The organism is Rhizobium sp. 21-4511-3d (assembly GCF_053522545.1).
In genome coordinates, this window is the sequence record NZ_JBNWCF010000016.1 from 46,472 (window position 1) to 60,217 (window position 13,746).

Here is a 13,746-nt window from a genome sequence, read left to right on the forward strand (position 1 = left end):
CGGTGTAAGGCAGGGCGGCGCCGGGATCGATGGCGCCGCCCGCGACAGGGGTTACGAACGGGCGAATTCGAGAAGATCAGCGTTCAGCTGATCCTTGTGGGTATCCGTCAGGCCATGCGGCGCACCGGGATAAACCTTGAGGATCGCGTGCGGGATGAGCGTCTTGGAAGCGCGGCCGGCGGCATCGATCGGCACGATCTGGTCGTCGTCGCCATGCACGATCAGCGTCGGCACGTCGAACTTCTTCAGGTCCTCGGTGAAATCGGTCTGCGAGAAGGCGACGACGCTGTCATAGGTGTTCTTGTGGCCGCCCATCATGCCCTGCATCCAGAAGCTGTCGATCATGCCCTGCGAAGCCTTGGCACCCGGACGGTTGAAGCCGAAGAACGGGCCGCCGGCGATATCCTTGTAGAGCTGCGAACGATCCTTGAGGCTCGCTGCCTGGATGCCGTCGAAAACTTCCTTCGGCAGGCCGCCCGGGTTCTTGTCTGTTTTGACCATCAGCGGCGGCACGGCGGAGATGAGGCCGGCCTTGGCGACGCGGCCTGTGCCGTGGCGCCCGATATAGCGGCTGATCTCGCCGCCGCCGGTCGAAAAGCCGATCAGGATGATCTCCTTGAGATCGAGCTGCCCGATGAGATCGGAGAGGTCATCGGCATAGTGGTCCATGTCGTTGCCGTCCCACGGCTGGCTGGACCGGCCGTGACCGCGGCGGTCATGGGTGATGACGCGGAAGCCGTTATTGGCGAGATGGAAGGCCTGCGCTTCCCAGCTGTCGGCCGAAAGCGGCCAGCCGTGGCTGAGGATGACCGTCTGGCCCTTGCCCCAGTCCTTGTAATAGATCTCGACGCCGTCGCGGGTGATAATCCTGCTGCCCATGGTCCGTGTTCCTTCGTTGCTCTGGTTGGCCTTCGTTTCGGCCTTGGCTGGGGTTGCGATGGTGGAAAGTGCGGTTGCCGTCGCTGCTGCGCCGAATGCGCCGGCCAGCATGTTTCTGCGGGAAATCATTGCGGTTGCTGCGGTTGCCTGTGCCATTGTCCTGTCCTCCGGTTGGTCTCTCAGATCTCGTCGCGTCCTGTCCGGTGCGCTGGTTGATTTGATAGACCCGCGGGCCTAGGCTCTCGACGGGCGAAGCTGACAACGATGGGGGCGGAATTGACAAAAGCGGCTTTGGACGCGCCGGTGGATATCGGCATCGTCATTTATCCGGGTGCCCTGATGTCGGCGATCTATGGTCTGACCGACATGTTCCAGGTGGCCGGCATGCAGGCGGCCGAGCACAGCGAGACCGCGCCGCAGGTGCGCGTCAGCCACTGGCACCTGCAGGAGGATGGTTCCGTCCGCAAGATGTTCGAAAGCCAGCCCGGCACCGGCGAGAAGCTGATGGCACTAATCCTGCCGCCAACGCTGAACGACCTGCCGGTCGGCCGCCGCATGGGCGGCCTTCCCGGCTGGATCCGCGCCCGCCACGCCGAGGGTACGACGATTTGCTCGGTCTGCGGCGGCGCCTATCTGCTCGCAGAAACCGGGCTCGCCTCCGGCCGCACGATCACCACCCACTGGTCGCATCAGGAGCTAATCGCCAGTCGCTACGGCGATGTCGGCGTCAACACCGACAAGCTGATCATCGACGAGGGCGATATCATGACCGCCGGCGGCATGATGGCCTGGATCAATCTCGGGCTGAAACTCGTCGACCGCTTGATGGGCTCAAGCGTCATGCTGGCGACCGCGCGCTTCATGCTGGTTGATCCCGGCGCCCGCGAGCAGAGTTACTACGCCACCTTCTCGCCAAAGCTCGATCACGGCGACACCATCATCTTGAAGATTCAGCACTGGCTTCACGGGACGAACGTAAAAGGACTGACGCTGCTTGCCATGGCCGAACGCGCCGGGCTCGGCGAGCGCACCTTCCTGCGCCGCTTCCAGAAGGCGACGGGCATCAATCCGACCGAATATTGCCAGCGCCTGCGGATCGCCAAGTCCCGCGAACTGCTGGAGCGGTCGCATATGACGATCGAGCAGGTGGCCTGGCAGAGCGGCTACGAGGATCCGAAGACATACCGCAAGGTTTTCAGGAAGATTCTCGGCCTCTCACCGGCCGAATACCGCATCCGCTTCTCGCTCGGCCGCGGCCAGCCGGCAGCATTGCCAGCCTAGTTTCTCGGCCTAGGAGAGAAGCATCGAGGACGGAGCGCTGGCCTCGACCGGCGCCTGCAGCTTCTGGGCCGCGAGCACGACTTCGACGCGATTGCGGGCATCGAGTTTCTGCATCAGCAGCGTCATGTAGTGCTTGACCGTCTTCTCGCTGATGTCGAGCATGCTGGCGATTTCGCGGTTGGTCTTGCCCTGCAGCAGGTAGGTGACGATCTGCTCCTCGCGGGCGCTGAGCCGCTTTTGCATCTGCGCCTTGCGGCGGATTTCCGCCGTCTTCATCGACAGGATGACCTTGGTGGCGAAGCCCGGCGTGATGAAAGTGCTGCCGTCATGGACGGTCTTGATCGCCTCGTAGAGATCGCGCGCTGTGCTGCCCTTCAGCACATAGCCGCAGACGCCGAGATTGAGAACCTGGATCGCCGTGTCGATATTGGCGGTCGCCGTGAAGACCACGACCTTGGTGCCTTCGTAATTCTTCTGGATCAGCTCAAGCGCCGCCAGCGTGTCGCCCGGCATGCTGAGATCGGTGACGAGCACATCGGGACGATGCTCCTCGACGATCTTCAGGGCGTCGATAGCATTCTCCCCGCGCGCCGTGACCCGGAGGTCATCCTTAGCGGAGTAAAGATTAACCAGTCCATCCAGTAATATTGGATGATCATCTACGAACGCGACCGAGATAGACATGATGACGAATAACCCCCTCGTCTTTCTATCCAACAGCTCTAATGTAATCAGAGCAAAACATAAAGCTGGATTTTAATGCTTGGTTAACTTCATCGTATTTGTGTCTATTCCACATCTATGCTTATAGCTACCTATCAATTCGGCTAGTTCCCGCTCAATGGGCGGCGGCATCGGCCTGCTGCAATTCCAGCGTCATTGTCAGCGCCATGCCGCCATCCGGGCGCTTGCCGATGGTCAGCGACCCGCCGAAGCTTTCGATGCGCTGGCGAAGGCCGTAGAGGCCCATTCCGCCTTCGCGCGCCGCAAGCGGCAGCGTCCCCGGAGGCAGACCGTCATCCTCGACCGAAATCGAGACGACCGGCATGTCGATCCGACATCGGACACGCTGACCGTTGGCGCCGGCATGTCGGTAGGCATTGTTGAGCCCCTCCTGCACGAAGCGGTAGATGCAGGTCTTGAGCGCCGGGGGCAGATCGGCATTCGTGCCGCTTGAGGTGAAGGCGACCTTGGTTCGGGTGCGCGCCTCGTGCTGCTTGATCGCTTCGGCCACCACATCCTTGGCCCAGAGATGCAGAATCTCCGGCAGGAGCAGCGATTTGGTTACCGTGCGCGTTTCGATGAGCGCTTCGCCCAGCGCCTTGTTCGTCGCGTCGAGCGCCCTGTCGCGCTCATCCTTGCGGGTCAGGTCCCGCAGCTCGTCGAGCTGCAGGATGGCGAGCGTCATCAGCTGAACGGGACCGTCGTGCAGATCGGCGCCGATGCGGCGGATGAAGGTCTCGTTCATGTTGGCGAGCTCCATCGAGGCGCGCCGCGCCGTATCGCGCAGCTCCATCAGTTCCTTCGAGGCAAGCTCCGCCTCCTCGGCGCGATGGCTCAGCGCATGGCGCTGGGTCTCGATCGTCCGGCTGCCGCGCCTGACGATCAGGAACAGGCCGAGCATGACGACGAACGAAAACAGCGCGACCGTCGCCCAGGTGACGATCCGCAACCGGGCGAGCTCGCCCATGAAGCTATTCGGCTCCTCGTGGATCTCGGCGACGCCGATGATGCGGCCGGAAGCCTGGTCGTGGAGCGGGCTGTAGATCTCCAGATATTCCGTATTGATATTGCGGAACGTATGTTCGGCGGCCTTGAGATCGGCATAGATGGCGACGATCTCACCTTTCAGCGCCCGCTGCAGCCCATCGGGAAACTCGAAACGCTGGCCGATCATCGGCTTCGCGCGCGAATAGGCGACTGTCCCATCAGTCGCCCAGATTTCCAGATGCGGAAACCGCGCCTTGAAATCCGGATCGTCGAACAGCGAATCCAGAAGCTCGATGCTGGCAGCCGGAAGAACCTTCGAGAGCGCCAGCGCCTGGACCTCTGCCTCCGTCAGGCTCTGCACCAGAAGTGCTGTCGTCCCCGCCTTGCTGTTCAGCGCCTTGTCGGACACCAGCCGCGTCGTCAGATAGCCGGCCGAGAGCGTGGCGATCAGAATGACGAGGCCGCTCGCAATCAGAAACTGCGTGGAAAGCGTCCGATGCGCCACCCAGGCGATCACATGCGTGAACAGCGGCGAGCGCTGCTGCGCTGGCTCCTTCACCTCTTCATGCACGTTAATATCCCCACCCTAAAGTATTTACTCGGCAAAACGTCCCCCAATGCCGATCAGGCCTCTATCGTCGCAGTATTGCGGCACGAAAGAAAGGACCATTTTTATACTATAGGCGCAGACCGATGCTATCAGACCAAAGGCCAATTCATCATAGGACTTTGCTCCCGGAGTAATAAGGACCGAAGACCTGCTCCGCCGGTGGACGAACATCGAAAACATCGTCCGACCATGCGCCGTTCAAAACCCCGGTAATTTTCCGCAAGATCGCATCATCCCAAGCCAGCCGTGCAAGGCGGGCTTCTAAACAGATCAAGGGCATATCGAGCCGCCGGAATCGTCAAGCGATCCGGCGGACAGGGGAAATTTGCAAACATCAGGCGCCGGGACAGCGCGCCGACGGAGGGGAAAATGGTAACGCTAGTAAGACACGATCTCGAATTCATCCTGAAGCAGATCGCCATCGCCGAACAGCATGCGGCCGGTGGCGACCTCGCGGCTCTCGTCGCCGAAGCCGGCGAGGCAGCCGGCGCGACCGGCACGGGCGCGCCGCAGGCGCATCTCCTGCCCTATGGTCTCAGAACCGTCGATGGCAGCTACAACAACCTGCTCGACGGCAAGGAAACCTGGGGCGCAGCCGACCAGCCGTTCACGCCGCTGGTGCAGCCGAACTACCTCAACGAGAACGACGACACACAGATGTTCGGGACACCGGCCAATCCGGTTTACCTGACCAACGGCAACTATACGCCGGGCACGCCGACCGGCAACCCGATGCTGGCGCCGGGCACCGTCGTCGATGCCGATCCGCGCATCATCTCCAACCTGATCGTCGATCAGACCAGCAATAACCCGGCCGCGATCATGGTCTATGACGCCATGCTCGCCGAGGGCAAGACGGCGACGCGCGCGCCGATGCAGGACGCCAACGGCGCCGCCGTCGTCCACGCGAATGACGTGATCGGTCCCGACGGCACCGTTCTCGCCGCGGCCGGTACGCCCGTCTACGTCTACACCTTCGAAAACGTCTCGCCCGATATCGGCGATTCCGCACCTTACAACTCGATGTTCACGCTGTTCGGCCAGTTCTTCGACCACGGCCTCGACCTCGTGGCCAAGGGCGGCGCAGGCACGGTCTATATCCCGCTGTCGCCGGATGACCCGCTCTACAATCCGGCATCGCCGCATACCAATTTCATGGTCCTGACCCGCGCCAGCCGCGACGCCGATGGCGAAGTCGCCGCCAACACCACGACCCCCTGGGTCGACCAGAACCAGACCTACACCTCGCATGCCTCGCATCAGGTCTTCCTGCGCGAATATGTCATGCACGAAGGCAAGCCGGTCGCGACCGGCAATCTTCTCGATGGCGCCCGCGGCCTGCCGACCTGGGCCGACATCAAGGAACAGGCCCGCGAGATGCTCGGCATCGAGCTGACGGATGCCGATGTCACCAACATTCCGCTGCTGCGCACCGATCCCTATGGCCGCTTCATCCCCGATGCCAACGGCTATGCGCAGATCATCACCGGCATTGGCGCCGACGGCATCCCGAACACGGCTGACGACATCGTCGTCTCCGGCACGCCGGGCGCCCCGGTCAGCACAGCCGGCGCCGTTCGCATCGGCCATGCCTTCCTCGATGATATCGCCCATGCCGCAGTACCGGTCATCGCCAGTGGTGTGCTGGTTGCGGATGCCGACGATGTCGCCGGCAATCCGGTGGCCGTGAATTCTCGCGGTCAGAACCTCGAATACGACGACGAGCTACTCGACGCCCACTACATCACCGGCGACGGCCGCGGTAACGAAAACATCGGCCTGACCTCAATCCACCATATCTTCCATTCGGAGCACAACAGCGTCGTCGAGCAGACGAAGCAGGTGGTCCTCGACAGCGCCGATCTGGTCTTCATCAACCAGTGGCTCCTCGAGCCGATCACCACATTGCCAACGACCGAAGCCGAGCTCGAAGGCCTCGTCTGGAACGGCGAGCGCCTCTTCCAGGCTGGCCGCTTCACGACCGAAATGCAGTATCAGCATCTGGTCTTTGAAGAGTTCGGCCGAAAGATGCAGCCGGATATCGACGCCTTCCTCTTCGAGCCGTCGACCGATATCAACCCGGCGATCTTTGCCGAATTCGCCCATGCTGTTTACCGATTCGGCCACTCGATGCTGAACCAGGATATCGACCGTCTCGTCGAAAATCCCGACGGCACCTTCAGCTTCGACAACATCACCCTCTTCGACGGCTTCCTGAACCCGCTCGAACTCGGCGAGGTCGATGCAAACGGCGACGTGCTGATCGATCACGACGAGGCAGCCGGCGCGATCATCCGCGGCATGACCCGCCAGGGCGGCAACGAGATCGACGAGTTCGTCACCGACGTGCTGCGCAACCAGCTGGTCGGCATCCCGCTCGACCTTGCTGCCCTCAACATCGCCCGCGGCCGCGACGTCGGACTGCCGACGCTGAACGAGGCGCGTGCGCAGTTCTATCAGGCAGCCGGCCAGGACACGCAGCTGAAGCCCTATGTCAGCTGGACGGACTTCGCGCTGAACCTGCAGAACACCGCCTCGATCGTCAACTTCATCGCCGCCTACGGCACGCATTCCTCGATCACCGGTGCCACGACGCTTGACGCCAAGCGCGCTGCTGCAGCCTCCATCGTGCTCGGCACGGCGGGCGCACCCTCCGACCGCCTCGACTTCCTGAACTCGACCGGCACCTGGGCAAATGTGGAGAGCGGCCTGAACGACATCGATCTCTGGATCGGCGGCCTTGCCGAGAAGAAGATGGATTTCGGCGGCATGCTGGGCTCCACCTTCTCCTTCGTCTTCGAACTGCAGATGGAAAACCTGCAGGAATCCGACCGCTTCTACTATCTCTCGCGTGTCCAGGGCCTGAACCTTCTCAACGAGCTGGAAAACAACTCGCTGAGCAAGATCATCATGCGCAACACCGATCTCGGCGCGGGCTCCACCTCTCTGCCGGGCGACATCTTCTCGACGCCCGACCATACGCTTGAGATGGACATCACCAAGCAGGTCGGCCTGGACCCGGTCTTCACCGACGCGATCCTGCAGGCTCTGACGCCGTTGGTCGTGCGCCGCGACACCGATGGTGACGGCGATCTCGACTACATGGCCTATCACGGCGGCGATCATGTCGTCATGGGCGGCACGGATGAAGACGACACGATCATTGCCGGCGAAGGCGACGACACGATCTGGGGCTATGGCGGCAACGACACGCTCGAAGCCGGCTACGGCGTCGATCATGTCCACGGCGGCGACGGCGACGACATCATCACCAATGCCGGCACCGATATCGGCGCGGCCGACTTCCTGCATGGCGAAGGCGGCAACGACGTCATCCATGGCGGCAGCGGTCTGGCGCTGATCTTCGGCAATGACGGCAAGGACTTCATCATTGCCGGTCCTGACGGCAAGCACGTGCTCGGCGGCCTCGGCGACGACTTCATCCGCGGCGGTGACGGCGGCGACTTCCTGATGGGCAACGAGGGCAACGACTGGATCGAAGGCGGCGGGCGTTTCGACACGCTCTCGGGTGAAAACTCCGAACTGTTCTTCAACTCCTCGATCATCGGCCACGACGTCCTGAACGGCGACGGCAGCGACACCGACTACGACGCCGAATCCGGCGATGACATCATGTTCCAGGGCGATGGCATCCAGCGCAGCAACGGCATGGCCGGTTTCGACTGGGCAATCCACAAGGGCGATGACACGGCGGCCAATTCCGATCTCGGCATCCCGCTCTTCGCCACCCAGGAAGCCTTCATCCTGCGCGACCGCTTCGACCTCGTCGAAGGTCTCTCAGGTTGGGTCCATGACGACATCCTGACCGGCCGTGTCCGCCCGACCAATGCCGCGGCGGAACTGCAGAACACCGCCGCCATTCCCGGCACCGGCAGCCCGCTCGAGAGCTATTCGAACGCACTGCTTGAGAAGAACCTTAGCCTGATCGCCGGTCTCTCCGAGCTCGTCGCTCACCGCGCCCGCACCAGTGTGACGGTCAACGGCGTCACCGAGACCATCGTCATGGATACGGCCGATGCGTCAGACATCCTGCTCGGTGGCGGTGGTGCCGATACGATCACCGGTCTCGCAGGTGACGACGTCATCGACGGCGACCGTTGGCTGAACGTCCGCATCCGCATCAACGACCTCAACGGCACGGAGATCGGCTCGTCCGACGGGCTCTCCAAGGGCGTCTTTGCACCCAACGGCGCGGCGATGTTTAATGGCCGCACACTCAGCGACCTGATGTTCGACCGCACGCTGAACCCGAGCCAGCTGGAAATTGTCCGCGAAATCATCGACGGCGGGGAAGAAGGCGATATCGATACCGCCGTCTACACCGACGTCCGCGCCAACTACACGATCACCCAGAATGCCGATGGCAGCATCACCGTCGCCCATACCGGCTTCGACGCAGACGGCGGGCCTGACGGCGAGGAGGAAGCGGTTGGCAATCCAGTTTCCGACGGCACCGACCGCCTCTTCAACATCGAGCGCCTGCGCTTTGCCGACGGCGATTACATGCTGAGCCCGCCGCAGCTGCAGCTCTACACACTCGATCGTGGCCAGTATTTGGACGACTTCAGCCCGTCGAACTACTCAGGCTCTGACGGCACGACGCCCTGGGCTTCTTCGTGGGTGGAAAGCAGCGACGGAAATCCCGGCAACAATGGCGGCGCAACAGGAGGCGACGTGCTCGTCAACGGTGGCGAACTCCGTTTTGAAAGCGGCAACGGCGCTGCGATAGAGCGCATCGTCAACCTTGCGGGCGCAACAGTCGCAACGCTGAGCTACGACATCGAGGAAGCTAATCTCGACGCAGGGGAGACCGTAACGGTTGAGTTTGCGGCAGACGGCCAGAACTTCACTACGATCGACATTATCACCGGCAACGCCAACACGACGTCGCGTACTTTCACGCTCCCTCGCCCCGAGGACGGATTTGAGGCAGACGCCACCATTCGCTTCACGTCAACATCTTTCAACAACACCAACGAAGTGGTCACCATCGACAACGTGACGATTGACTTCACCCGCCTGGCTGCCGCACCATCGACGAACTACGCGGCGACCTTTGTGGAGAATGGCGACCCGATCGCCATCGCCTCCGGCCCTACCATCACCGACGAAGACGGCCAGATTGTCTCCGCACGGATCGTGCTGACCAACGCCCAGAACGGCGACCTGCTGAGCGCAGGCACGCTTCCGGCTGGGATCACAGCCCAGACCGACACGTCGGTCGCCGGCCAGATCGCGATCACGCTGACGGGGACCGCCACCCTTGCTGCCTACCAGGCGGCGATCCAGGCGATCTCCTTCGGCAATAACTCCGATCAGCCGGGAACCGTGCCACGCGTCATCACCGTCGTCGTCAATGACGGCCTGATGGACAGCAATCCGTCGACGGCGACGATTTCGGTCACCGCGGTCAATGATGCACCCGTCGCCGGTGACGACACCGTCATCACCAATGTCGAGAGCGGAAGCTTCGTCATCCCGGAATGGGCACTACTCGCCAACGATACGGATATCGACGGCATTCTCAACATCACCGGCGCCACCGAAAACCAGACGAACTTCACGGCCGTGGCCAATGCCAACGGTGACGTCACCGTTACCCAGACGACGACGCAGCAGCGCAACTTCACCTATACGGTGAGCGACGGTGCGGCGACCGATACTGCAACGGTATCCGTCACCCGCGACACCAACGATGTCAGCGGCACAACCGGCAACAACATCCTGATCGGCGACAATACCGGCGACACCTTCGACGGCGGCACCGGCAACGACATCATCCTCGCCGGTGGAGGCAACGACACCATCGTCTGGAACGCCAACAACAACGGCGCAACAGACGGCCGCGACATCGTCGATGGCGGCGCCGGTACCGATACGTTCGACCTCAACGGCCGCACCGGCCAGGGCGGCAACGAGACCTTCCGCATCTATACGCGGCAGGCCGCCGAGCTTGCCGGCATCACCGGACTGATGGCGACGACTGAAATCGTCATCACCCGCAACGGTACCGACAACGCCTCCGTCATCGCCGAGCTCGACAATATCGAGGAGATCACCGTCGGCAATATCACGCTCGACGATGGCACGCCGACTGGCGGTGTGACCGGCGGCGACACGATCACCGTCATCGGCGACTTCTCGCAGACCAGCCTGGCGCTGAACACCATCACCATCGATGGCACCGATGGCGACGACGTCATCGATATCTCGGCGCTCCAGTCCGCCCACCGTATCGTCTTCCGCTCGAACGGCGGTCACGACACGATCGTCGGCACGCTGCGTCCGCAGGATGTCATCGAACTGCCTGAGGGCCTCACCGCCGCAGACTTCGAAACGACTGTCGATGACGAGGGGCGCACGGTGATGACCCGTGACGGCAGCTCGATCACCTTCGTCGGTCCTGAAGGGTCCGTACCGCCGATTGATCCCGGTGACGACGATCACGAAGAGGAGGAAGAAGAAGAGCAGGAAGGCAGCGATGACGGTGATGACGACGACAACGGCGAACAGCCGTCCGGCGGCGAAGGCACGGCTCCGGCCGCGCCGCGCACGCTGATCGGTACCGGAGCCGGGGAAGCCCTGCTTGGTGCGGCAGCCGCCGACATCATCCTGGCGGGCGATGGTAACGACATCCTCGTCGGCGAAGCCGGCAGCGACATCCTTCGCGGTGAAGGCGGCAGCGACCTGATCACCGGCGGCGCGGGTGCCGATGTCACCTCGGGCGGTGACGGCGACGACGAGATCCATGGCGGCGCCGATGCCGACCATATCTTCGGCGACGCAGGGGCCGACCGGCTCTACGGCGACGATGGCGACGACGTCATCGAAGGCGGCGCAGGCGACGATCAGATATGGGCGGGTGCCGGCAACGACCTCATCCTCGCAAAGCTCAACGACGGCTCCGACACCTACTGGGGCGGAGACGGCAACGACACGCTCGACTATGCAGCGGCCACGACCAACCTCACGGTCGATCTCGGCAACGGCTTCATGGGCAGAGACAGCGTCGTGGGATCGAGCACCGGAAACGACACCGTCTACGGCTTCGAAAACTTCATCGGCGGTTCCGGCCACGACACGATCACCGCGTCGCTTGCCGTCAACATCATCGATGGTGGGGCTGGCGAAGATGTCTTCCGCTTCACTTCGGCGGCAGCGGCCAATGGCGACAAGATCTACGGCTTCCAGCCGGGCGACAAGATCGACTTCTCGGCCATCGACGCCAACACGTCGGTTGCCGGTGTCCAGGGCTTCGCCCTGAAAGCAGGCTCGATCACCGCCGCAGGCCAGATCGCCGTCAGCCACGAGACCATCGATGGCGAGGCCTTCACGGTGCTGCGCGGCAACGTCAACGCCGATCCGGAAGAAGACTTCGAACTGATGATCGCGGGCACCCATAACCTGAAGGCATCGGACTTCAACGGGGTCTCCTGATCGATGGCTCTGCCCCATGGCCGCTGATGGCCATGGGGCATGCCGAATGAATTGCCGGAGGGGAAAATCATGGCAACGAAGAAGAAAGAGCCGCAGTACAAGATCGACAAGGCACGCGGCATCCTGACCTATCTGTTCGGCCTGTCCGGGCTCATCAACATCCTGGCGCTGACAGGCGCCTTCTACATGCTGCAGATCTATGACCGGGCACTCGCCAGCGGCAGCATCTCCACCCTGATCGCTCTCTCGGTCCTGGCGATCGGCCTCTATCTCTTCCAGGGCGTCTTCGACATCCTGCGCTCGCAGATCCTCGTGCGCCTCGGGGCCCGGATGGATACGACGCTGGCGCCGCTCACGCACCAGGTCGTCGTCGAGATGCCGCGCTACGGCTACTCGACCGCCGAAGCCGCCGAGCGCGGCCGCGATGTCGACACGCTGCGCAGCTTCCTCGGCGGCCAGGGCCCGATCGCCCTCTTCGACCTGCCGTGGATCCCGATCTACCTCGCCTTCGTCTGGCTGCTGCATCCGGTACTCGGCATGCTGACGCTTGGTGGCGCCGCCATTCTCGCCGGTCTGACGATCCTTGCCGAGGTACTGACCCGCCGCCATGCACAAACGATGATCAAGGCGGCCGTCACCCGCAATGCCGTTCTCGACTCCAATACCCGCAACAGCGAAGTCCTGCATGCCATGGGCATGACGCAGCGTGCGGTCGACCGTTTCGAGCGCGCCAACCGCTACCACCTCGAGCACCAGACCAAGACCTCGGATATCGGTGGCACGCTGTCCGGCCTCTCCAAGGTGCTGCGCATGATGCTGCAATCGGCGATCCTCGGTCTCGGCGCTTATCTGGCGATCGGCGGCGAACTCTCGGCCGGCGCCATCGTCGCCGCCTCGATCGTCACCAGCCGCGCGCTTGCCCCCGTCGATCTGGCAATCGCGCAGTGGAAGAGCGTCGTCTCAGCCCGCCGCAGCTATCACCGCATCCAGGAAACGCTCGCCGTGCTGAACGGCAAGGACGAGTTCATCCCGCTTCCCGAACCGAAGGAAAGCCTGAAGATCGAGGGGCTGACGACGGTTGCCCCGAGCACCGGCGCCGTGTTGCTCAGCGAAGTCAGCTTCGAGCTGAAGGCCGGCCAGGCGCTCGGCCTCATCGGCCCGAGCGGCGGCGGCAAGACCACGCTGGTCAAGAGCCTGCTCGGCATCTGGCCGGCGCTGCGCGGCTCGGTACGCGTCGATGGCGCCGATCTCGGCCAGTGGAACACCGATTTCTTCCGCGATCACGTCGGCTACCTGCCGCAGGACGTGGCGCTGATGGACGGCACGATCTCGGACAATATCTGCCGCTTTGCAGAAGAGCCCGATCCGCGCAAGATCATCCTTGCCGCCAAGGCCGCCGGCATCCACGACATGATCGTCCACCTGCGCGACGGCTACCAGACCGAACTCGGCCCGCATGGCACCGCGCTTTCCGCAGGCCAGCGCCAGCGTGTGGCGCTCGCCCGCGCGCTCTATGGCGAGCCCTTCCTGGTGGTGCTCGACGAGCCGAACAGCAATCTCGACGCCGAAGGCGAAGAGGCGCTGACGACGGCCATTCTCTCGGTCCGGCGCCGCGGCGGCATCGTCGTCATCATCGCCCACCGCCCGAGTGCGCTGCAGGCGGTCGACATGGTCGGCCTGCTGCAGAACGGCAAGCTCGTCTCCTTCGGCCCGAAGGAAACGCTGCTGCAACCGAAGGCGCGGCCGATCGCGGTCGAGAAGTCGTTCGCCGAACGGCCGGCGCGCACCACCGCGGCAGAATAGGGAGG

The 13,746-nt window shown here is 63.0% G+C and carries 6 protein-coding genes; 3 read left to right on the plus strand and 3 right to left on the minus strand.

The genetic code is table 11. The annotated features are described in order from the left end of the window. Positions 1–51 precede the first annotated feature (51 nt). The gene (locus tag ACQZ5H_RS27415; protein WP_449099538.1) at positions 52–1,035 is read right to left on the minus strand and encodes an alpha/beta fold hydrolase; all 984 of its coding nucleotides are present in this window, start codon (positions 1,033–1,035) and stop codon (positions 52–54) included. A gap of 120 nt (positions 1,036–1,155) precedes the next feature. Here ACQZ5H_RS27415 and ACQZ5H_RS27420 point away from each other — a divergent pair, with 120 nt between their 5' ends. Next, the gene (locus ACQZ5H_RS27420; RefSeq protein WP_449099539.1) at positions 1,156–2,160 is read left to right on the plus strand and encodes a GlxA family transcriptional regulator; all 1,005 of its coding nucleotides are present in this window, start codon (positions 1,156–1,158) and stop codon (positions 2,158–2,160) included. 9 nt (positions 2,161–2,169) lie between these two features. Here the strand turns inward: ACQZ5H_RS27420 and ACQZ5H_RS27425 are convergent, their stop codons facing one another. Together ACQZ5H_RS27425 and ACQZ5H_RS27430 are read right to left on the minus strand one after the other, a co-directional pair. After that, positions 2,170–2,844, minus strand: a complete 675-nt coding sequence (locus tag ACQZ5H_RS27425; RefSeq protein WP_449099540.1) for a response regulator — start codon at positions 2,842–2,844, stop codon at positions 2,170–2,172. A gap of 154 nt (positions 2,845–2,998) precedes the next feature. Next, on the minus strand, positions 2,999–4,441 hold the full coding sequence (locus ACQZ5H_RS27430) for a sensor histidine kinase (RefSeq protein WP_449099541.1): 1,443 nt from the start codon (positions 4,439–4,441) through the stop codon (positions 2,999–3,001). A 408-nt stretch (positions 4,442–4,849) separates the two neighbouring features. On the opposite strand from ACQZ5H_RS27430, the gene ACQZ5H_RS27435 reads away from it, so the two are divergent. Further along, positions 4,850–11,938 (plus strand): peroxidase family protein, encoded by a 7,089-nt coding sequence (locus ACQZ5H_RS27435; RefSeq protein ID WP_449099542.1) that lies wholly within the window; start codon positions 4,850–4,852, stop codon positions 11,936–11,938. Positions 11,939–12,007: 69 nt separating this feature from the next. Then, a complete protein-coding gene (locus tag ACQZ5H_RS27440; protein ID WP_449099543.1) occupies positions 12,008–13,741 on the plus strand; it encodes a type I secretion system permease/ATPase in 1,734 nt (577 codons plus the stop codon). Positions 13,742–13,746 lie beyond the last annotated feature (5 nt).

Bases quoted from the DNA above. Each gene is read 5' to 3' on its own strand.
- ACQZ5H_RS27415 (WP_449099538.1), bottom strand. From the start codon at position 1,035: ATGGCACAGGCAACCGCAGCAACCGCAATGATTTCCCGCAGAAACATG.
- ACQZ5H_RS27425 (WP_449099540.1), bottom strand. From the start codon at position 2,844: ATGTCTATCTCGGTCGCGTTCGTAGATGATCATCCAATATTACTGGAT.
- ACQZ5H_RS27435 (WP_449099542.1), top strand. From the start codon at position 4,850: ATGGTAACGCTAGTAAGACACGATCTCGAATTCATCCTGAAGCAGATC.
- ACQZ5H_RS27440 (WP_449099543.1), top strand. From the start codon at position 12,008: ATGGCAACGAAGAAGAAAGAGCCGCAGTACAAGATCGACAAGGCACGC.